Origin of the sequence: Serratia sp. BNK-17, assembly GCF_048684935.1 — a bacterium.
GTDB lineage: Bacteria > Pseudomonadota > Gammaproteobacteria > Enterobacterales > Enterobacteriaceae > Serratia > Serratia nematodiphila.
The window spans coordinates 1,036,933-1,057,414 of the sequence record NZ_JBLQTR010000001.1 but is presented as its reverse complement, the minus strand read 5'-3'; the positions used below and the strand labels follow the sequence as shown (position 1 = coordinate 1,057,414).

The following is a 20,482-nucleotide window of genomic DNA, read 5'->3' as shown; positions in this document are numbered from 1 at the left end:
ATGCAGTCATCTGACTATGCGGTACTGGGCGCCGGGCTGATGGGGGTGGGCATCGCCACCCACTTTATTCGCCACGGCCATGAGGTGCTGCTGTATGACCCGGATCCGCAGCGCCTGGCGGAAGCGCCGGTGGTGGCGAGCGGCATTCTGGCCGAGCTGAGCGACGTCGGGCAGTTTGATAACGATGAGCGCGACGCGGCGCTGGCGCGGCTGCGCGTGACCGGCGATCTGAACGAGGTGGCGCGCGCCCGGCTGCTTATCGAGGCGATCCCGGAACGGCTCGAGCTGAAGCATGCGCTGTATGAGCAGCTGGAGGGGTTGATCGCCGACGACGCGGTGATTGCCAGCAACACCAGCGGCCTGCCGCCGGACGAGTTGGCGGCGCGCATGACCCATCCGCAGCGCCTGCTGATCGCCCATTTCTGGCACCCGCCGCACCTGATCCCGCTGGTGGAGATCGTGCCCGGCAGCGCCACCGAACCGCGTCATCTGGCGGCGGTGCAGGCGCTGCTCGGCGAGATGGATCTTGAGGCGGTGCTGCTGGAGCGCGCCGCGCCGGGGTTTGTCGGCAACCGGCTGCAGTTTGCGGTGCTGCGCGAGGCGCTGCACATCGTCCACAGCGGCATCGCCAGCGCCGAGGTGGTGGATCAGGTGATGCGCGCCTCGCTGGGGCGGCGCTACGCCATGGTCGGCCCGCTCGAAGCCGCCGACATGACCGGGCTGGCGACGGTGGCGGACATCGCCCGCCACCTGTTCCCGGAACTGGCGACCGGCGACGAGATGATGGCGCTGGTTGAACAGCGGCTGCAGCGCGGCGATAGCGGCCAACGCAGCGGCCGGGGATTTTATCTGTGGGATGAAGAGCGCAGGGAACGCATTCATCGGCGCCGGGCGCATCAGCTGCGCTTTGCGCTGAAACCTTAATTTCGCACTCCGTACCTGACAATAACAACGATAGCGAGGTGTCCGATGAGCGTTTTGATTGCCCTGGCAGCACTGGGATTACTGATGCTGGCCGCCTACCGCGGCTACAGCGTGATTTTGTTCGCTCCGATCGCCGCGCTGGGCGCGGTGCTGTTGACCGACCCCGGCGCGGTGGCGCCGACCTTCACCGGGTTGTTTATGGAGAAGATGGTCGGCTTCGTGAAGCTTTATTTCCCGGTGTTCCTGCTGGGGGCGGTATTCGGCAAGCTGATCGAACTGTCCGGTTTTTCCCGTTCGATCGTCGCGGCGGCGATCCGCATTCTCGGCCGGCGCCACGCCATTCCGGTGATCGTGCTGGTGTGCGCGCTGCTGACCTACGGCGGGGTGTCGTTGTTCGTGGTGGCGTTCGCGGTTTATCCGTTCGCCGCCGAGCTGTTCCGCCAGAGCGGCATCCCCAAGCGGCTGATCCCGGCCACCGTGGCGCTCGGCGCCTTCTCCTTCACCATGGACGCCTTGCCCGGCACGCCGCAGATCCAAAACATCATCCCGACCAGCTTCTTCGGCACCAACGCCTGGGCCGCGCCCTGGCTGGGGCTGATCGGCTCGCTGTTCATCATCGCGGTCGGCCTGCTGTATCTTGAACGCCAGCGGCGCAAGGCGCAGCTGAAAGGCGAAGGGTACGGCACCGAGCTGCTGAACGAACCGGAAACCCCGGACGATATCAACCTGCCTAATCCGCTGATCGCCATCCTGCCGTTGATTCTGGTCGGGGTATTCAACCTTGGCTTCACCCATTGGATCCCGCAGTGGTACGGCGCCAGCCACGATCTGACGCTGCCGGGGCTGGCCAAGCCCATCACCACCGACGTGGCGAAGATCACCGCCATCTGGGCGGTGGAAGCGGCGCTGGTGTCGGGTATTCTACTGGTGGTGGCGTTCGGCTTTGGCAATATTCGCGGCCGGCTGGCGGAAGGCAGCAAGACGGCGGTCGGTGGCGCAATTCTGGCGGCGATGAACACCGCTTCCGAATACGGCTTCGGCGCGGTGATCGCCGCGCTGCCGGGCTTTTTGGTGCTGTCGCAGGCGCTGTCGGCGATCCCCAATCCGCTGCTGAACGAAGCGATCAGCGTCACCCTGCTGGCCGGCATCACCGGCTCGGCCTCCGGCGGCATGAGCATCGCGCTGGCGGCGATGGCCGATAACTTCGTGGCCGCCGCCCACGCCGCGCATATCCCGCTGGAAGTGCTGCACCGGGTGGCCTCGATGGCCAGCGGCGGCATGGATACCTTGCCGCACAACGGCGCGGTGATCACCCTGCTGGCGATCACCGGCCTCAGCCACCGGCAGGCCTATGGCGGCATCTTCGCCATCACCCTGATCAAGAGCGCCGCGGTGCTGTTCGTGATCGGCGTGTTCTACCTGACCGGCATTGTTTAAAGGAGCGATACCATGAGTGTACAAGGCAAGACCGCGCTGGTGACCGGCTCGACCAGCGGCATCGGCCTCGGGATAGCGTCCGTGCTGGCCGCCGCCGGCGTGCGCGTGATCCTCAACGGCTTTGGCGATGTGGAAGCGGCGAAAGCGCAGGTTGCCCGGCTGGGCGCCGCGCCGGGGTATCACGGCGCCGATCTCGGCGATGCGGCCCAGATAGCGGACATGATGCACTATGCCGAGCGTGAGTTCGGCGGCGTGGACATTCTGGTGAACAACGCCGGCATTCAGCACGTGGCGCCGCTGGATCAGTTCCCGGTGGAGAAATGGAACGCCATCCTCGCCATTAACCTGTCGGCGGTGTTCCACACCTGCCGGTTGGCGCTGCCGGGTATGCGCGAGCGCAACTGGGGACGCATCATCAACGTGGCGTCGGTGCACGGGCTGGTGGCGTCGAAAGACAAGTCGGCCTATGTGGCGGCCAAGCACGGCGTGGTGGGGCTGACCAAGACGCTGGCGCTGGAAACCGCCCGCACGCCCGTCACCTGCAACGCCATCTGCCCCGGCTGGGTGCTGACGCCGCTGGTGCAGCAGCAGATCGACAAACGCATCGCCGCCGGTACCGATCCGCAGCGGGCGCGCGATGAGCTGTTGGCGGAGAAGCAGCCTTCGCAAGCGTTCGTCACGCCAGAGCAGCTCGGTGAGCTGGCGCTGTTCCTATGCAGCGATGCGGCGGCGCAGGTGCGTGGCGCCGCCTGGAACATGGACGGCGGCTGGCTGGCGCAGTAGTGAGATTTTCCCCGGAGCGCGCAATGCGCTCCGTCGTTATTTCCCGCCTTTAATTAATTCCATCGCGTGACGGTTTACCTGCGGCAATAATATTTTTTTGTTATTTGCTATCATTATTCCCAGATAATCACGAAGAGTTATTTTGGGTGAAACGTGCGGATTGGTTTATTTCGTGCTGCGATTATTACATTGTTTTTCTCCGTGTTACAGGTGAACACGTTTTTGCTGAAATTAAATCCAACCTAAAATAATGGCAGGTTATGGCGTGAATTTTTATATCTTGCGTGCGCTGTTCACATCGGTTAATTATTTCTGCGTGGCTTAAGACCACCGCGTTTATAACAATAATTTTTTCGGGCAGGGGTAATAATGAGAAAAAATACAACGCCAATATTCATTGGCGGCGTCTTGCTGTCGGCGATTTCCGCCGGCGCGCAGGCCGAGATCACCATTCTGGATAAAAACCCGCAGAGCAATGTGTTGCTGGCGCCGCTCAGTTTAAAGGTGGGCGGCAGCATTCGCCCCGAGTGGATCTTCAATAACGGCCCGGAGCCGGGCTATGACAAAAACGGCCACGACGGCGGCACGCGTTTTCGCTTCAGCGGCGATTATGCGCTGACGCAGGACACCTCGATCATCGGCTATTACGAGTGGGGCGTCGATCTGGCGCACGCGCTCAGCTGGGACGGGCACTATAACGAAGACGGCAAGCGCGACTATCAGCGCCAGCTGTACGCCGGCTTCAAAGACGATCGTTACGGCACCCTGACCTATGGCCATCAATACGGCATCTATTATTCGGTGGTCGGCATCAAAAGCGACGTCTGGGATAACGATGGCCATGCGGGCGGCACCGGCATCGGTATTTCCGGCGACTATGACGGCGGCAATAAACCGAAAAACAGCATCAAATACACCAATGATTTCGGGCCGGTCACGCTGTACGCCAACTACTTATTGCCGGAAGACGATCTGCACACCGCGGATAACCTGATTTACCGCCGCAAGGGCGGTGGCGGGCTGGGCTTCGATTATAAGGTGACGAAAGACTTCACCTTCAGCGCCGCCTACAGTTATACCGATGCGAAGATCAAAGACAATCTGTACCACGAACAGGATTATCACCAGCAGTTGTCCGGCACCGCGTTAACCTGGCAGCCGAACAACTGGTATATCGTCGGCACCGCCAGCTACTACAAAGATTATGTGCCGAGCACCCGCCAGCGCACGCTGTCGCACTTCTTCGCCGGTGACGGCTACGGGCTGGAAGGTTTCGTCGGTTACACCTTCAATATCGACAAGCCGTTTCTCAAATCCGTCCAGCCTTATGTGGCGGCGGACTCGCTGCGGCTGAAGGGAGACGAGGCGTATCACGCCAACCACGTCTATCTTGGCGCGGGCACCACCATCGGTTACGGTCTGTCGGTGTATGTGGAGCGCACGCTGGCCAACAGCAGCGACAACGAGCCGGATTCCACCTGGATAACGGTGTTCTACGACTTCTGATTTTCACCTGTTCCAAGCCGGCGCCTGCGCCGGCTTTTTTACATGGTGATCGCACCGCCCAGGGTTTCTCCAGAGGCGTTGCGCTCCGCCAGGTAGCGCGCCGGCGGTTTGCCCACCGCCTTTCTGAACATGGTGACGAAGCCGCTGGCGCTCTCGTAGCCCAAATCCAGCGCCACCGTCTGTACGCTCTCGCCCTGCGTCAAGCGCTGCAGCGCCAGCATCACGTGCAGCTGGCGCCGCCAGTGGCCGAAGCTCATGCCCATCTGCTGTTGCAAGGTGCGGCTGAGGGAGCGTTCGCTCATGCCGATGCGCTGCGCCCACTGCCCGAGGGTGGATTTGTCCGCCGGGCTGCTCAGCATGCCTTCGGTCAACTGCCGGATGCGCGCGTCGTCGGACACCGGCAGATGCAGATTCTCGATCGGCGCGGCCGCCAACTGATCCAGCAATACCGCCGTCAGACGCCCCTCGGCGCCCTGTTCGTCGTAAAGCGGCTCAAAGGTGCTGGCCTGCAGCAGCAGCTCGCGCAGCAGCGGCGAGACCGACAGCGTGCAGCAGCTTTGCGGCAGGCCGACGGCGGCATGTTGATCGACGAACAGGCAGTAGGCCTCGGTGGAGCCGGCGCCCTGGGCGTTGTGCAACACGTTGCCCGGCATCCACAGCGCGCACTGCGGCGGCACCAGCCACAGCCCGTTTTCCACTTCGCAGCGGATCATGCCGCGCACGGTGTAGATCAGTTGCGCCTTCCGGTGGCGGTGCGGCTCGACTTCCCAATCCTGCTCGAGAGTCGAACCTTGCAGGGCAAACAGCGGGCGCGGCACCTGATCGATATCCAGACAGTGGCGGGGGATCTGTACTTTCATGAGAATAGTTCTCAATTTGGCGGAATTGAAAAGTATTATGTCCTGATTGCGCAATGCGGTCTAGCGCTGGTGCCGATAAAGTAAGCGCCAGTTCTAAACCCTTTCGCGAGGAAACTGATTATGTCATTGGATACCGCCGACTTTCCGCTGGTGTGGATGCGCCGAAACGGGCGCGATACCCAGGCCGAGCTGGCCGAATTCAGCGCGCTGCTGGCGCGCGCCGAGCCTTTTGTTCTGCTCACCGACCGCAGCGTCGGCGATGAAGAACAAGAACATGACCGCGATGCTCGTACCCAGGTGGCGCTGTGGAAGCGCGATAACCGCGAGGCGCTGAAGCGGTGGGTGAAAGGCATGATCATGCTGGAGCCGGACGACGCCAAACGCGCGGCGGCGGAAGAATTCGCCGAATACGGCGCCAAATTCTGGGGCTATCCGGTACTGGTGGCCGCCGATGAAGCCGCAGGCCGGGTATTGGCGCAGACGTTATTGTTAAAATAAGGGGAACACCATGCACCAGCAACAGGTGATTGAACAGCTGCTGGCCTGGATCGAGCAGAGCCTGGATCAGCCGCTGACGCTGGACGACATCGCCGCCAAGTCCGGCTACTCCAAATGGCATTTGCAGCGGATGTTCAAGCAGCATACCGGCCATATTCTCGGCACCTACGCGCGCCGCAGAAGGCTGACCGCCGCTGCGCGTGAACTGCGCCTGACCGGCACCAGCGTGGCCTGCATCGCCGATACTTACCAGTTCGATTCGCAGCAGACCTTCACCCGTTGCTTCCGCAAGCAGTTCGGTCTGCCGCCGGCCAGCTATCGTCGCAGCCAGGATTGGTCGAGCTATGGGCTGCAGCCGCCGCTGCGCCTGACCGAAGCGCCATTGCCGCAGGCCGATATCGTGACGCTGCCCGCGATGCAGCTGGTGGGGCACACTCAACGCCGCCACTGCACGCTGGGGCAGCTGGCGGCCTCCAAGTGCGAGCTGCGCCGCCACGCCTGGCGGCAGTTGCTGCAGCCGCAGGCGCTGCCGGAGGTGGTATACGGTCTCACCAGTCTGGAAGTTGACCGGCGCCGCCGGGGCAGCCCGCGCATGGCCTACACCGCCGCTCTGCCGGACGAAGGGGCGCCGGGAGAACGGGTGACTATCGAGCAGGGCGAGTATGCCCGTTTCACCTACCAGGGACAGGCGGAAGGGTTACAAAACTTTATTGTCCGGCTGTATGACACCGCCATGCCGCAGATGAACGCCATTCGCCGGCCAGGGCAGGATATCGAGCGTTTCTACCCGGCGCAGGAGGGCAGTTGCCCGCTCGGCGGCGCGGCGATCCGCTGTGAATATCTGATTCCGATACGGCGGGAGGAGGCGTTGGCCGCCGCCAGCTAGGCGGCGGTTCTCGCAAAAAATCGCCTTCGTGGCGCGTCAGGTTACAAAAAATTGCGATATTACATCGGTAATGGTTCACACTTTGATTGATGTGCACATATAATGCGCATCCGGTCAAATCCCCCTGGTTTTTCAGGCCGCAGCGCCGTTGGCTGCCGGCTGAAATTCAACGGGGCAAAGTGGCCGTAGAAACCAATACCCATAATCGCCAGTGGCCTTGACCAACACGAAGATGAAAATGAGCATTCGCGCGTTATTAACCCTGTTTACGGCACTGGTTGCATTCAGCCAGGCTGCCTTCGCCGTCGTCTACCCGCTGCCGCCAAAAGACAGCCGTTTGGTGGGCGAAAATATCCAAATTACCGTACCGGAAGACAGCAAACTGCCGCTGGAAAGCTTCGCCGCCCAGTATCAGATGGGGCTGAGCAACATGCTGGAGGCCAACCCGGGCGTGGATCCGTTCCTGCCGAAGGCCGGCAGCACCCTGACCATCCCGCAACAGCTGATCCTGCCGGACGCGCCGCGTGAAGGCATCATCATCAACAGCGCCGAAATGCGTCTGTACTACTACCCGAAAGGTTCCAACACCGTGGTGGTGCTGCCGATCGGCATCGGCCAGCTGGGTAAAGACACCCCGCTGAACTGGACCACCACCGTGCAGCGCAAGAAAGACGGCCCAACCTGGACGCCGACCGCCAAGATGCGCGCCGAATACGCGGCAGACGGCGAGATCCTGCCTGCGGTGTTCCCGGCCGGCCCGGATAACCCGATGGGGCTGTATGCGCTGTATGTCGGCCGTCTGTATGCCATTCACGGCACCAACGCCAACTTCGGCATCGGCCTGCGCGTGAGCCACGGCTGCGTGCGTCTGCGCGCCGACGACATCAAGTACCTGTTCCAGAACGTGCCGGTCGGCACCCGCGTGCAGTTCATCAACGAACCGATGAAGGCCACCGTCGAACCGGACGGCTCGCGCTACGTGGAAGTGCACAACCCGCTGTCGGCCAACGAAGAGCAGCTGCAATCCAAGGATCCGGTGCCGTTGACCATCTCTGCGCCGGTCGGCAAAGTGCTGATGGACGCCGGCGTCAACCAGAGCGAAGTGGACGCGGCGATCAAGGCCCGTTCCGGCATGCCGGTGAAAGTGAACTGATTGCCCAGAGCTTCAGTTAACGCGATAAAAAAGACGCCTGCGGGCGTCTTTTTTTATGCTTTCAGCTTCCGCTGTTGGCGCGGTGACTTTATTGCTTCCCTATCATCGTCTTTAAAACGAAAAGCGCCGACTCATGTTGGTCTTTATTGACTCGTTCGAGATACATATTATCAATCGCGTCGGCGATGGGGCGGCTGGCTTCGAACAGCGCCTGCCCAGCAGGCGTCAGGTAAATAAATCGGCGGCGCTTATCATGCTCGCCGGCTTCCCGTTTTAATAGACCTTTTCCTTCCATGCGGCCTAGCAATTCGGCCAGCGCGGCTTTACTGCTGATCGCCGCTTCCATTAATTCGATTTGTTCAATGCCCGGCGTTTCTGAAACGGTGGCCAGAATGGAATATTGTTGTTTGCTGAGTTCAGGAAGCGATTTTTGCCATTGAGCACTATGATCCTGAAGCAGTTCGCGAATGAGGTGGAAAAAAGTATTGGCCAGCGTTCTGTTCATACATTATTCCCTGAAAGGAAAAAAGCTAACAATAATATCAATATAACAAAATAAGCCGATAAGGGATACCTGCCCGGAAAGTTGTTCGTTTACGAACGGTTACATATTGCCCACTTGTTTTATCGCTATCTCAGGACTAGATTTGATAAATCGTTCGCATACGAACTTTGTGGGGTGTTGCATGAAATTAGTGATCGCGATGACGGGCGCGACCGGGGCGCCGCTGGGTACGGCGCTGCTTCAGGCGCTAAAAGACATGGAGGGCATAGAGACGCATTTGATCTTGAGTAAGTGGGCCAAAACGACCATTGAACTCGAAACAAATTTCACCGTGCATGACGTGATGGCGATGGCCGACGTGACGCACGGTTCTGCCGATCAGGCCGCCACGATCTCTTCAGGTTCTTTTCATACGGACGGCATGATCATTATTCCCTGCAGTATGAAAACGTTAGCGGGTATTCGAGCCGGTTATGCAGAAGGGCTTATTGGCAGAGCGGCGGATGTGATTATCAAAGAAGGGCGGAAGTTGGTGTTGGTTCCCAGAGAAACGCCGTTGAGCACTATTCACTTGGAAAATATGCTCGCGCTCTCGAAATTGGGGGTGTCATTGGTTCCCCCCATGCCCGCTTATTATAACCACCCCACTCATATTGATGACGTTACCGATCATATTGTCGCACGCGTGCTGGATCAATTTGGTCTTGATCATCGCCGGGCAAAGCGCTGGGCAGGACTAAAAGAAAATAGCAAAAAAACCACTGACACCGAGGAAGGTTAAATATGGCTTATGACGATCTGCGAAGTTATTTAGCGGCGCTGGATGAGGCCGGACAATTACTCGATATTACCGAGGAGGTTCAGGCGGAACCGGATATCGCCGCGGCAGCCAACGCCACAGGCAGAATGGGTGAGGGCGCCCCCGCCATTGCATTCAGGAACATTAAAGGCTTTGAACACGCGCATGTGGTCATGAACACCATCGGGTCATGGCAGAATCACGCCATAGCCCTGGGGCTCCCGCCGGCCACGCCGGTGAAGCAGCAAATCGATGAGTATATTCGCCGCTGGGATCATTTCCCCGTCTCTGCGGAACGTCGCGATAATCCGCCCTGGGCCGAGAATGAGGTCAACGGTGAGGAGATTAATCTGTTTGAGATCCTGCCGCTGTTTCGCTTAAACGACGGCGACGGTGGATTCTACCTGGATAAGGCCTGCGTGGTTTCCCGCGATCCTGAAGATCCGACCCACTTCGGCAAGCAAAACGTCGGCATTTATCGCATGGAGGTGAAGGGCAAGCGTAAGCTGGGCCTGCAGCCCGTGCCGATGCACGACATCGCGCTGCATCTGCATAAAGCAGAAGAACGCGGCGAGGATCTGCCTATCGCCATTACGCTGGGCAATGACCCGATCATTACGCTGATGGGGGCGACGCCGCTCAAATACGATCAGTCGGAGTATGAAATGGCCGGCGCCCTGCGTGAAAGCCCGTACCCGATAGCGACGGCCCCCTTGACCGGCTTTGATGTGCCCTGGGGTTCCGAAGTCATCATTGAAGGAGTGATTGAAGGCCGCAAGCGCGAGATTGAAGGCCCGTTCGGCGAATTTACGGGGCACTATTCCGGCGGCCGCAACATGACGGTGGTGCGCATCGATAAGGTTTCTTACCGCTCGCGGCCGATTTTCGAATCCCTGTATCTGGGCATGCCCTGGACAGAAATCGACTACCTGATGGGGCCGGCCACCTGTGTGCCGCTGTATCAGCAGTTGAAAGCCGAGTTTCCGGAAGTGCAGGCGGTTAATGCGATGTATACCCACGGGTTGCTCGTCATCATTTCCACTAAAAAGCGTTACGGCGGTTTCGCGCGCGCGGTGGGGATGCGGGCGATGACCACGCCGCATGGGCTGGGCTATGTGAAAATGGTGATCATGGTCGATGAGGATGTCGATCCCTTCAACCTGCCGCAGGTTATGTGGGCGCTGTCCGCCAAGGTCAATCCGGCCGGCGATTTGGTGCAATTGCCGAATATGTCGGTGCTGGAGTTGGATCCCGGCTCCAGCCCGGCGGGGATCACGGACAAACTCATCATTGACGCGACCACGCCGGTGGCTCCGGATACGCGCGGCCACTACAGCCAGCCGGTCAAGGATTTACCCGAAACCGCCCTGTGGGTGGATAAATTAACCGCCATGCTGGCTAACCGTCATTAAGGAGTTCCTATGATTTGTCCTCGTTGTGCCGATAAACAGATAGACGTCATGGCGTATTCACCGGTCAAGGGCGTGTGGACGGTATACCAGTGTCAACACTGCCTTTATACCTGGCGTAATACCGAGCCTGCTCGCAGAACGGAACGGGAGCATTATCCGCCCGAGTTTCGCATGACTCAGCAGGATATCGATAATGCGCCGGAAGTGCCGACCATTCCCCCTCTTCTGAGGAAATGAAACCGCAGGCGGGGAAAGGCCCGCCTTTTCATGGAAATAACAATGATGAGAAATGAAGACGTCGTTTTGCTTGACGCCGCCTGGCAGCCCTGCGGGACGATGCCCAAAGATCAGGTCCACACGCGGCATACGCCGCTGCATCTGGCTTTTTCATGCTACCTGTTTACTGTCGAGGGTGCAGTGCTGGTCACCCGGCGCGCGTTGAGCAAAACCGCCTGGCCGGGGGGCTGGACCAATTCTTTTTGTGGGCATCCCCTGCCGCAAGAGGCGCTGGCGCAGGCCGTTATACGTCGCGCTCAGGTTGAATTGGGCACGGAAGTCGAGCAGATAACGCTGCTGAGCGACGCCTTCAGTTATCAGGCGACCGACGTGTCCGGCATTATGGAGAATGAGGTTTGCCCGGTATTTGCCGCGTATTGTAAAGGCGCTCTCTGCGCTAATCCGGATGAAGTGGCGGATTATGCGTGGATCGATCTCAATAACTTAATGGCGGCGGTAAAATTAACGCCATTCGCTTTCAGCCCGTGGATGGTTTCTCAATTGAATACCGGTGCGATAACATCAGGTTTGAAAAAATACAGGGATGCCATAACCATAAAGAGCGCAGCGCGCGACATTAGGGACGGTGCTGTAATAAAATAAATAGCCACCGCAAGGGTGACTATTTATTCATTCATTCATTCATGTTTACAGGCTGCCGCCGACCGAGGTCGAGGTGGAGCCGATAGTCTCGCGGAAATGTTTCGCGTAGTCGGCCACTTCCTGCTGCGTATGCGTCAGGCCATAAAGACCCAGCCCCACACCGCCTGCAACGCCGCCGATGATGGTGCCGACCAATTGGCCGACCGCACCGGCAATAAAGCCGCCTGCGCCTGCGGATTTACCTGCAATCAGCGCGCCGGTCATGGCGCCGTCCAACAGCCCATCCCAGGCCGCGTTCAGATCGCCACCGCTAACGTACTGTTCTTCATATTGACTAAGTACTTTCATATACAATCCTTATAAATAAAAGGGTGACTTAGTGGGTTTAATTAAATTCTAAAATAATGCCGTAGCGCTATTTCACTTTAAAAATATAACGGCTGCCATTTGATTGGCAATATTCGATTCAATGAAGGATGTTATTTGGTTAAATATAGTCGCATTTATTTTTGGCGAGTGTTTTAAAGAGGGGGATTGGGAATTTTCTTGGGAAAAATAGCAGATGTCGCTGGGAGGTGAGAGGCAAAGCCGCCACCGGTTGGCGCAGCTTGTCACTATTTTCACATTTATTGTCTCGTCATCCGCACGGCGTTAGGCCCACATTGCAATTATTCCAATAAAAACTATCGCTAATTAATGGGTTATATAGCCCTTGTTGTCGTCAGCCATTGAAAAAATTCTCGCAAAAAATCTCCGCTGTGAAAATAAGATCACACAAGCGTAACAAAAGGTAAACAAACCCCTCCTATATTGGCTGCTTCGCTTTTGGAGGGAGTGTCATGCGTAACTGGAACGAACCGAAAAAGAACAAAGCGCACATCGAATTGATCCCGATGATCGACGTGATGATGTTTTTATTGGTGTTTTTCGTCTTGATCAGCCTGAACGTCATTCCGGCGCTCGGGCTGAAAACGCAGTTGCCGTCCGCCGGCAGCGCGCAACAGCTGAAACCGCAGAAGAAAGCGATCATCACGCTGGGGGCCGACGAACAGCTGCAACTGGATGGCCAGCCGATCGCGCTCGACGCGTTGGTCAACACGCTGAAGCAACAGCAGCAGGCCAACCAGACCACCACCATCATCGTCAACAGCGATAAAGGCGTGGCGGTCGAGCGGCTGGTGGCGGTCATGGACAACCTGCGCCAGGGCGGCTTCTTCTCCGTCTCCATCGCGACACGGAAGCTGTGACATGTATCTGCTCTATCGCTCACGTCATCTTTTCAGCTGGTTGCCGGCGCTGATTGTCGCCGGTTGCCTGCTGTTCGCCAGCCAACAGGCGGCGCTGAAGATCCAGCCGCGCTACGACGAAACCGCCATTGAACTGGCGCTGGTGGAACCTGAACCGGCGCCGGAACCCCAACCGGAAACGCCGCCGGAGCCTCAGCCCGAACCGCCGCCGCCCGAGTCGGAGCCGGAGCCGATCCCCGAACCGGTGGTGCCGGCGCCGGAACCGATCGTGGAAGCCAAGCCGGTGCCGAAGCCACAGCCGAAGCCCAAACCCAAACCGGTGAAAGAGAAAGCCAAACCGGTAGAGAAACCTAAACCGACGCCGGCGCCCGCCGCACCGCGCGCGCTGGTCAGCAAACCGGCGGCGCAGCCCGCACCGGCCGCCCCCGCGGCGCCGAAGGTGAACGCGCAGGCGATAGAAAACGGCTACCTGCTGGCCTTGCGCCGTGAGCTGGAACAGCGCAAGCGCTACCCGAGCGGGCGGCAGGCCTCGCTTGAGCGCCCGCAGGGCAACGTCGAGGTGTGGCTGGAGGTCGATCGCAGCGGGCGGGTGCTCTCTTCCGGCATCGCCAACAAGGCCGCCAGCATGCTGCTGAATCGCGCGGCGATGAGCAGCCTGCAAAGCATCAGTTCAGTAAAGCCGTTCCCGAGCGAGGCGTTCGCCGGGCAAACAACCAAAAGATTTACCGCGACGTTCAATTATCAGGCGCCTTAGCGCAAGGGTTAATCGTTTGATTTTTATGGGATGCACACAATGAAATCGTTTAATCGTTCTGGGATCTATCTGGCGGTGATGTCGGCGATGCTGCCGGGTGCCGCGCTGGCGGCCGACGCCACCGATGTCGGCACCATCAGCGTCAAGGGGCAGTCGCTCGGCGGCGGCATGATGGTGCAGGATGACAGCGCCAAGGCGCGCTCCACCGTCACCAAAGAGGCGATGAACAAAATGCCGTCGGCGGCCAACGCCATCGATAAACTGAAATACACGCCGGGCCTGAACGTCAACAGCAACGACGCCAGCGGCCTGAGCGGCGTGGACTACACCATGCGCGGCATGAACTCGGATCAGATCGGCCTGTCGATGGACGGCATCCCGATCAACGACTCCGGCAACTACGCGGTCTACCCGAACCTGCTGGGCGACGCGGAAAACCTGGAGGAGGTGTTCGTCACCCAGGGCTCCTCCGAAGCGGACGGCCCGCACATCGGCTCCAGCGGCGGCAACATCGGCCTGGTGACGCGCCGCCCGGCGAAAGACTTCGGCGGTTTCGTCAAGCAGACGCTGGGCAGCAACAGCCTGAGCAAAACCTTCGCCCGCCTGGAGACCGGCGAGTACAACGGCTTCAGCAACTGGCTCTCCTATTCGCACACCGAGGCGAAGAAATGGCGCGGCGAGGGGCGGCTGTACTCCGACAAGTTCGAGATGAACTCGCTGTATGAAGACGGCAACGGCAACAGCAGCAATCTGGTGATGAAGTACAACCGCCAGAACAACACCAACTACAACACCCTGAGCAAGGCGCAGTTCCAAAACGACGGCCGTGACACCGATTATGTCACCTCGCCGGAGTACAACAGCAAAGGGCAGTTGAACAAGTATTACAAGATTGAACGCAACCCGTTCGAGAACTTTACGCTGTCGTTCACCCAGAAACTGCAGCTGCGCGACAACCTGTCGCTGACCCTGCAGCCGTATTACTACTGGGGCAACGGCGGCAGCTTCAACGGCCAGACGGCGTCGGTATTGTCCAGCACGTCGGACAGAGCCGGGCAGTACGATCTCAGCAACCTGAAATCCAACACCTACTACCGCCCGTCGTGGACGCAGACCTGGCGGCCGGGCATCACCACCAAGCTGAAGTGGGACATCAACGATCAGCACAGTCTGGATATCGGTTACTGGTATGAACGCGCGCGCCAGCTGCAGACCCAGCCGTTCATCAGCATCAAGGGCGACGGCAACCCGTCACAGATTTGGGGGAAACCCGGCGGTTCCGATCAGGTGAAGGACGCCAACGGCAACACCGTGCAGGGGCGCAACCAGTACACCATCACCCCGGCGCAGAAAGTGTGGCTGCAGGACACCTGGTTCGCCACGCCGGACTGGACCTTCGTCGGCGGCCTGGCCTATCAGTACGTGGAGCGTAAAGGGGACAACCGCGGCAGCCTGTACAACGTGCCGGAGAAGCGCAAAGCCACCTATCACGAATTCCTGCCGAACTTCAGCGCCAGCTATAAGGTGAACCAGGAAAACCAGGTGTTTTACAACCTGACGCGCAACATGCGCACGCCGCCCAACTACGTGCTGTACAACGTCGGCGATTCGCTCAGCACCAAGCCGGAGCTGAGCTGGAACCACGAACTGGGCTGGCGTTTCCAGCAAGAGGACATGCTGCTGAGCGCCACGCTGTTCTACATGCGCTACAGCGATCGCCAGATCTCCACCACCAACGCGGCCGGCGACTACGAGATGATGAACATCGGCAACGTGGAGAACAAAGGGCTGGAGCTGGAGTGGAGCGGCCAACTGCCGCATAACTTCAATTACTACACTTCCTATACCTATACCCAATCGAAGCAGAAGAACGACATCGTCAGCAACGGCGGGCAGCCGCTGCCGACCTCCGGCAAAGAGGTGCCGAACGTGCCGAAAAACCTGCTGAACATGACGTTGGGTTATGACGACGGCCTGTACTACGGCAGCGTCAGCGGCAAGTACGTCAGCGCGTTCTATGGCGATCTGACCAACGACGAGAAGATCGGCGGGCGCACGGTGTTCGATCTGGCGGCGGGGGTGCATCTGCCGGTGGACAAGAAAATCGTCAAAAGCGCCGCGCTGCGTTTTGGCATCAGCAACCTGTTTGACAAGGAATACCTGACCTCGGTGCGCACCACCACCTTCAACGCGGCGCCCTACGGCGGCGTGAAGGCCAGCACCCCGTATTACAACGTCGGCGAAGAACGCACCTTCAGCGTCTCGCTGGAAGCCACCTTTTAACTGAATGCCCCGCTGCCTGCCGGGCGGCGGGGAAGAGGAGCCCTGTATGGACGCCAATCTGTTGCACGACATTATTTTCTACGTGATGTACGCCGCGCTGGCGATCGCGCTGGTGATCATCATCGAACGCACGCTGTACTTCGCCTATACCCAGCGCCAGGCGCGCCGACTGGAGCAGGCGCTGACGCCGGACGTACGCCGCGCCGCCGATCTGCCGGACGAATTGACCCAGCGCAACAGCCTGCCGATGGCAGTGATCGCGCCGGTGCTGGCGCAGAAACACCGCGCCGGCGATCGCGAGGCGATCGGCGACCTGATCGACGCCCAGTACCTGCTGAGCAAGCCGCCGATGGCGCGCGGCCTGTGGCTGTTGGAAACTGTGGTCACCGCCGCGCCGTTGCTGGGGCTGCTCGGCACGGTGATGGGGATCATCGAAACCTTCAAGGCGCTGGCCGCCTCGGGGGTGTCCGAGCCGAGCCTGGTGTCGGCCGGGATGGGCACCGCGCTGTACGCCACTGGCCTCGGCATCGCCATCGCGCTGCTGTGCCTGGTGGCCAACAACTTCCTGCAGAGCCGCATGGAGCGCATCAACGAGCTGCTGAAGGTGCTGCTGATCCGCGCCGGTCAACCGGCCAGCCGCCCGGAGAGCGGCAGCGGCGAACAATGGGTTGACAGCGGGGCGCCGCGCTATGCCTAATGGCCATCCAACACGGCGGCCGTTCGGCCGCCTTTATACGGCATTGTGGGGCGGTTGTTTGTTGATGTTGAGCCAGAGCGCTGCGGCGCGTTTTGCGATTCCCGGTTACGAGCTGGTGTATACCGCGCCGGTGGAAACCGCGCTGCAGGCCGACGACCTGCGCAACACCGCCGAGGTGTGGCGCGAGATGTTCGACGCGGCGAAAACCCGCATCGATCTGGGGCAGTTCTACGTGGCGAATCAGGACGGCTCCTTGCTGGACGGCGTGCTGCAGCGCCTGAAGGCGGCCGGTGAGCGTGGGGTGAAAATCCGCTTCCTGCTGGAGGAGAAAGGTATCCGCAACTCCACCGCCGAGACGCTGGAGCAGCTGAAGGCGATCCCCAATCTGGAGCTGCGCATCATTCCTTACCAGAAGCTGAGCGGCGGCATCCTGCACGCCAAGTATCTGCTGGTGGACGGCGAACAGGCGTTTGTCGGCAGCCAGAACTTCGACTGGCGCGCGCTGGAGCATATTCACGAAACCGGGCTGCGCATCAGCGACGCCAAGGTGGTGGGGCAAATTCAGGCGATCTTCGAACAGGACTGGCAGGCGCAGGCGCTGCTGGCGCAGGATAAGCCGGTGCCGGCGCTGCCCGATTCGCCGCCGACCGCGCCCCCGCAGGGCAACTATCTGGTGGCCAGCCCGCGCGCCTACAATCCGGCGGGCGTGCTCGATTCGCAGGCCGAGCTGCCGCGTCTGCTGGCCGACGCCAAACGGCGGGTGCGGGTGCAGGTAATGGATTACGCGCCGCTGTCGTTTGGCCCGGAGCGCAGCCGCCCCTTCTATGCGGTGATCGACAATGCGCTGCGCAGCGCAGCGGCGCGCGGCGTGCAGATCGAGCTGATGGTGGCCAACTGGAACACCAAAAAGCCGGATATCGCCTGGCTGAAGAGCCTGGCGCTGGTGCCGAACGTGCAGATCAAAGTGGTGACCATACCACCGGCCAGCAGCGGCTTCATTCCGTTTGCCCGGGTGATCCATAGCAAGCTGATGACCATCGACGATGGGATTGCCTGGGTGGGCACCAGCAACTGGACCGGCGGCTATCTGGACAACTCGCGCAATCTGGAGCTGGTGTTGCACAGCGCGACGATGAGCGGGCGGTTGGACCAGCTGTATCAACAGCTGTGGAACAGCGTCTATGCCGAGCCGTTGAAGCTGGATTACGACTATCCGACGCCCAAGCCGGGCGGCGAATCCTGATTATCAGGGCGTGGCTACCCCCGCGCCCCGCGTTGTTTACCGCCGCCAGCCGGCCTTCTCCAACGCCGTCACCAGCTGCTCGGCGCTCAATCCTTCCGCCCGGTAGCCGTTGCCGCTGACGCTATTGGCCGCCAGCAGCGCATTGACGATCGCCTCTTCCACCGCTTCCGCCGCCGCCGCGAACAGCGCCGAAATGTAGTCGTTGTTCACCATGCGCAGCGGCGTGGTGAAATCGCCTTTATTGGCGTAGTCGGCGGGCGGCAGGCCGTCGTTGCCGGTGGCGAAGGCGATAAAGATATCGCCGCTCGAATCCTCGGTGCCGCCGCCGGTGCGGGCGATGCCGATGCTGGCGCGCTGCGCCAGCCGCGCGCACTGGTGCGGCAACAGCGGCGCGTCGGTCGCCAGCGCCACCACGATGGAGCCCATGCCGGGATGCGGCAGCTGCGGCGTGAACGGCGAGGGGATATGCCCCAGGTGGCGGCCCACCGGATAACCGCCCACCAGCAGCGACTCGCGCTTGCCGTGGTTGGCCTGCACGATGGCGCCCACCGTCCAGCCGCCCTGATCGGCGGGCAAGCGGCGCGATGCGGTGCCGCTGCCGCCCTTGAACTCATGACAGATCATGCCGCTGCCGCCGCCGACCGCGCCTTCCTGCGGCAAGCCGCCACGGGCCGCCTGCTGCGCCTGGCGCACGTGCTCGGCCTTGACGTGAAAGCCGTTGATGTCGTTGAGCAGGCCATCGAAGGTTTCCATCACCACCGGCATATTCCAGTACACCGCGTTGTCGCTCGCGGGCAGCGCTTCGCGTTCCAGCGCGATCAGCGCATCGCGCACTACCCCCACGCTGTGGGTGTTGGTGAAGGCGATCGGGCTGGTCAGCAGCCCCGCTTCGCGCACCCATTCCAGGCCGGTGGCGTCGCCGTTGCCGTTCAGCACGTGCACGCCGGCAAAGCAGGGGGCGTGGCGGGCGGAGCCGGGGCGCGGTTCGATCACCGTCACGCCGGTGCGCACGCTGCGCCCGTCCGCCAAATCGGCATGAAGGCTGGCATGGCCGACGCGCACGCCGGGCACGTCGGTGATGGCGTTCAGCGGGCCGGGCGTGCCCTGGCCGATGGTGATGCCCAGATCCTGAGCGCGCTGCGTCATGGTTATTCTCCTTCTATTGAGGGGGCGGCGAGGGGCGCCGTCTGGCGGCCGCGCAGATGGTTCAGCGCCAGCCCGAAGCCGATGATGCCGGCAATGATAATAAAGTCTTTCAGGCTGCTGGCGATCAAAATCGTCCACAGCACGTACAGGCAGCACAGCAGCGCCGCCAGCACCGGCAGCGGCCACAGCGGCATCAGGTACGGGTGATGGAAGTGGCGGCGACGGCGGCTGATCAGCGCCGCCACCGCCATGATGATGTACACCAGCAGCAGCAGGATCACGGTGAACGAGGTCAGCGATTCGAGATCGGAGCAAAACGCCAGCAGCGCCGAGGGCACGCCGAACAGCAGGGTGGCGATCCAGGGGGTGCCGAAACGCGGGTGGATGATTTTCAGCGCGCGGTTGAACGCCGGCAGCCAGAAGCCGTCGCGCCCGCTGGCGAACATCATGCGGCTGAACTGCGCCACGATGGCGATAATGGCGTTGAACACCGACAGATAAATCGCGCCGCTCACCACCCGCGCCAGCGTCGGGCCGCCGAGCTGGGTGACCACATAGCCGACCGGGTCGGCCTGTTTGGCCATCTCCGCCAGCGACGGCGAGCCGATCAGCAGGGCGGTGAACGGCACCAGCTCCACCAGCACCACGATGACCAGCGTCAGCATGATCGCGACCGCCATCGGTTTGCCCTGTTCGCGCATGTCTTCCGCCATGTACACCGCTGCGCCGTAGCCGTTGTAGGAGAACAGAGCGACCCCGACCATGGCGACGATCAGCGGCAGCGACACCGGCGCCAGGCTGCCCTGCGCGTCCAGCATCACCGGCGCAGTGAGGATCTCTGCGCTTTGATGCGGATGGCTGAAACCGAGCCAGGCGATCAGCGCCAGCACCGCCACTTCCACCACCAGAAAGGCGCCGGTCAGCAGGGCGTTGGCCTTGATGTTGAAAATGGCGCAGGCGCCGCCGATCAGCACGGTGATCATGCCGGCGGTGGAGGCGTCGAATGAGGTGCCCAGCGCGGTATTCAGATAGGGCACGGCGCCGGTGGCCAGCACCGCCGGCACGAACAGCGCGGCGCTGAGAATAAACAGATAGGTCTGCAACCCGCACAGGGTGCCGAACAGGCGTTTGATGATGCTGTATTCGCCGCCGGCGCTGGGGTGCGCGGCGCCGAGCTCGGCATAGCACAGCGCGATGGTGGCGGCGACGCAGGCGGCGATCAGAAATGACAGAAAGGCGCCGCTGCCGGCGCTGGCGATCGCCAGCGGCGCGATGACGAAGATCGAACTGGCCGGCGTCACGCCGGACGCGGTAATCATCACCACGTCGAGGACGCTGAGATTGCCTTTGAAAGTGTGTTCAGGGGCGGACTCTTGCATGGTTAACGACTCCATTAACGTGTGAGTGAATTATTGTTTTGCTGCACAGGCTGTACGCAGGAATCAAATGGAGCGCGCGAAATGCCGGGGA

Annotated in this window: 20 protein-coding genes and 1 pseudogene; 16 read left to right on the top strand and 5 right to left on the bottom strand. The window is 60.7% G+C overall.

What is annotated here, in order from left to right; translation table 11 throughout:
- The 4 genes from ACMGF7_RS05165 to ACMGF7_RS05150 all read left to right on the top strand — a co-directional run bounded on the left by ACMGF7_RS05165 (nt 1) and on the right by ACMGF7_RS05150 (nt 4,650).
- Nucleotides 1-924 carry a 3-hydroxyacyl-CoA dehydrogenase family protein gene (locus tag ACMGF7_RS05165; protein WP_420286369.1) on the top strand — a complete coding sequence of 308 codons (924 nt, stop codon included), beginning with the start codon at nt 1-3 and terminating at the stop codon, nt 922-924.
- Nucleotides 925-969: 45 nt separating this feature from the next.
- Nucleotides 970-2,361, top strand: coding sequence for a GntP family permease (locus ACMGF7_RS05160; RefSeq protein ID WP_049239735.1), 1,392 nt, complete (start codon nt 970-972; stop codon nt 2,359-2,361).
- A gap of 12 nt (nt 2,362-2,373) precedes the next feature.
- A complete protein-coding gene (locus ACMGF7_RS05155; RefSeq protein ID WP_049239736.1) occupies nt 2,374-3,144 on the top strand; it encodes a 3-hydroxybutyrate dehydrogenase in 771 nt (256 codons plus the stop codon).
- A gap of 369 nt (nt 3,145-3,513) precedes the next feature.
- Nucleotides 3,514-4,650, top strand: a complete 1,137-nt coding sequence (locus tag ACMGF7_RS05150; protein ID WP_004933268.1) for a porin — start codon at nt 3,514-3,516, stop codon at nt 4,648-4,650.
- A gap of 38 nt (nt 4,651-4,688) precedes the next feature.
- On the opposite strand, the gene ACMGF7_RS05145 is transcribed toward ACMGF7_RS05150, so the two are convergent.
- Nucleotides 4,689-5,510 carry an AraC family transcriptional regulator gene (locus tag ACMGF7_RS05145; protein ID WP_021504183.1) on the bottom strand — a complete coding sequence of 274 codons (822 nt, stop codon included), beginning with the start codon at nt 5,508-5,510 and terminating at the stop codon, nt 4,689-4,691.
- A gap of 120 nt (nt 5,511-5,630) precedes the next feature.
- On the opposite strand from ACMGF7_RS05145, the gene ACMGF7_RS05140 reads away from it, so the two are divergent.
- The 3 genes and pseudogenes from ACMGF7_RS05140 to ACMGF7_RS05130 all read left to right on the top strand — a co-directional run.
- Nucleotides 5,631-6,008 carry a hypothetical protein gene (locus tag ACMGF7_RS05140; RefSeq protein ID WP_049239737.1) on the top strand — a complete coding sequence of 126 codons (378 nt, stop codon included), beginning with the start codon at nt 5,631-5,633 and terminating at the stop codon, nt 6,006-6,008.
- A gap of 10 nt (nt 6,009-6,018) precedes the next feature.
- Nucleotides 6,019-6,894, top strand: a complete 876-nt coding sequence (locus ACMGF7_RS05135) for a helix-turn-helix domain-containing protein (RefSeq protein ID WP_015376503.1) — start codon at nt 6,019-6,021, stop codon at nt 6,892-6,894.
- Between the two features lie 232 nt (nt 6,895-7,126).
- Nucleotides 7,127-8,044 (top strand): annotated as a pseudogene (locus tag ACMGF7_RS05130) (L,D-transpeptidase family protein); the annotation flags it as partial.
- 91 nt (nt 8,045-8,135) lie between these two features.
- Here ACMGF7_RS05130 and ACMGF7_RS05125 read toward each other — a convergent pair.
- Nucleotides 8,136-8,552, bottom strand: coding sequence for a MarR family winged helix-turn-helix transcriptional regulator (locus ACMGF7_RS05125; RefSeq protein ID WP_004933256.1), 417 nt, complete (start codon nt 8,550-8,552; stop codon nt 8,136-8,138).
- 181 nt (nt 8,553-8,733) lie between these two features.
- On the opposite strand from ACMGF7_RS05125, the gene ACMGF7_RS05120 reads away from it, so the two are divergent.
- The 4 genes from ACMGF7_RS05120 to idi are packed head-to-tail and all read left to right on the top strand — an operon-like array spanning nt 8,734 to nt 11,642.
- On the top strand, nt 8,734-9,333 hold the full coding sequence (locus ACMGF7_RS05120; RefSeq protein ID WP_004933254.1) for a non-oxidative hydroxyarylic acid decarboxylases subunit B: 600 nt from the start codon (nt 8,734-8,736) through the stop codon (nt 9,331-9,333).
- A gap of 2 nt (nt 9,334-9,335) precedes the next feature.
- Nucleotides 9,336-10,763, top strand: coding sequence for a non-oxidative hydroxyarylic acid decarboxylases subunit C (locus ACMGF7_RS05115; protein WP_015376505.1), 1,428 nt, complete (start codon nt 9,336-9,338; stop codon nt 10,761-10,763).
- Between the two features lie 9 nt (nt 10,764-10,772).
- Nucleotides 10,773-11,000, top strand: a complete 228-nt coding sequence (locus tag ACMGF7_RS05110; protein WP_099981760.1) for a non-oxidative hydroxyarylic acid decarboxylases subunit D — start codon at nt 10,773-10,775, stop codon at nt 10,998-11,000.
- 42 nt (nt 11,001-11,042) lie between these two features.
- Nucleotides 11,043-11,642 carry an isopentenyl-diphosphate Delta-isomerase gene (gene idi, locus ACMGF7_RS05105; protein ID WP_151254762.1) on the top strand — a complete coding sequence of 200 codons (600 nt, stop codon included), beginning with the start codon at nt 11,043-11,045 and terminating at the stop codon, nt 11,640-11,642.
- Nucleotides 11,643-11,687: 45 nt separating this feature from the next.
- On the opposite strand, the gene ACMGF7_RS05100 is transcribed toward idi, so the two are convergent.
- Nucleotides 11,688-11,990 (bottom strand): hypothetical protein, encoded by a 303-nt coding sequence (locus tag ACMGF7_RS05100; RefSeq protein WP_004933246.1) that lies wholly within the window; start codon nt 11,988-11,990, stop codon nt 11,688-11,690.
- 491 nt (nt 11,991-12,481) lie between these two features.
- Here ACMGF7_RS05100 and ACMGF7_RS05095 point away from each other — a divergent pair, with 491 nt between their 5' ends.
- Genes ACMGF7_RS05095 through ACMGF7_RS05075 form a run of 5 tightly spaced genes read left to right on the top strand, consistent with a single transcriptional unit; the run spans nt 12,482 to nt 17,866 of the window.
- Nucleotides 12,482-12,889 carry an ExbD/TolR family protein gene (locus tag ACMGF7_RS05095; RefSeq protein ID WP_004933244.1) on the top strand — a complete coding sequence of 136 codons (408 nt, stop codon included), beginning with the start codon at nt 12,482-12,484 and terminating at the stop codon, nt 12,887-12,889.
- Between the two features lies 1 nt (nt 12,890).
- Nucleotides 12,891-13,643 (top strand): energy transducer TonB family protein, encoded by a 753-nt coding sequence (locus ACMGF7_RS05090; protein ID WP_049239740.1) that lies wholly within the window; start codon nt 12,891-12,893, stop codon nt 13,641-13,643.
- A 39-nt stretch (nt 13,644-13,682) separates the two neighbouring features.
- Nucleotides 13,683-15,926 (top strand): TonB-dependent receptor family protein, encoded by a 2,244-nt coding sequence (locus ACMGF7_RS05085; protein ID WP_273874847.1) that lies wholly within the window; start codon nt 13,683-13,685, stop codon nt 15,924-15,926.
- 46 nt (nt 15,927-15,972) lie between these two features.
- Nucleotides 15,973-16,623, top strand: a complete 651-nt coding sequence (locus ACMGF7_RS05080) for a MotA/TolQ/ExbB proton channel family protein (RefSeq protein WP_019454931.1) — start codon at nt 15,973-15,975, stop codon at nt 16,621-16,623.
- Complete coding sequence (locus ACMGF7_RS05075; protein ID WP_273890202.1) at nt 16,616-17,866, top strand: phospholipase D-like domain-containing protein; 1,251 nt, start codon at nt 16,616-16,618, stop codon at nt 17,864-17,866. Before ACMGF7_RS05080 ends, ACMGF7_RS05075 begins: the two co-directional genes overlap by 8 nt.
- Nucleotides 17,867-17,902: 36 nt before the next feature.
- Here the strand turns inward: ACMGF7_RS05075 and ACMGF7_RS05070 are convergent, their stop codons facing one another.
- On the bottom strand, nt 17,903-19,012 hold the full coding sequence (locus ACMGF7_RS05070; protein ID WP_197800278.1) for a P1 family peptidase: 1,110 nt from the start codon (nt 19,010-19,012) through the stop codon (nt 17,903-17,905).
- 2 nt (nt 19,013-19,014) lie between these two features.
- Nucleotides 19,015-20,391: an APC family permease gene (locus tag ACMGF7_RS05065; protein ID WP_015376511.1), complete on the bottom strand. Its 1,377-nt coding sequence runs from the start codon at nt 20,389-20,391 to the stop codon at nt 19,015-19,017.
- Nucleotides 20,392-20,482 lie beyond the last annotated feature (91 nt).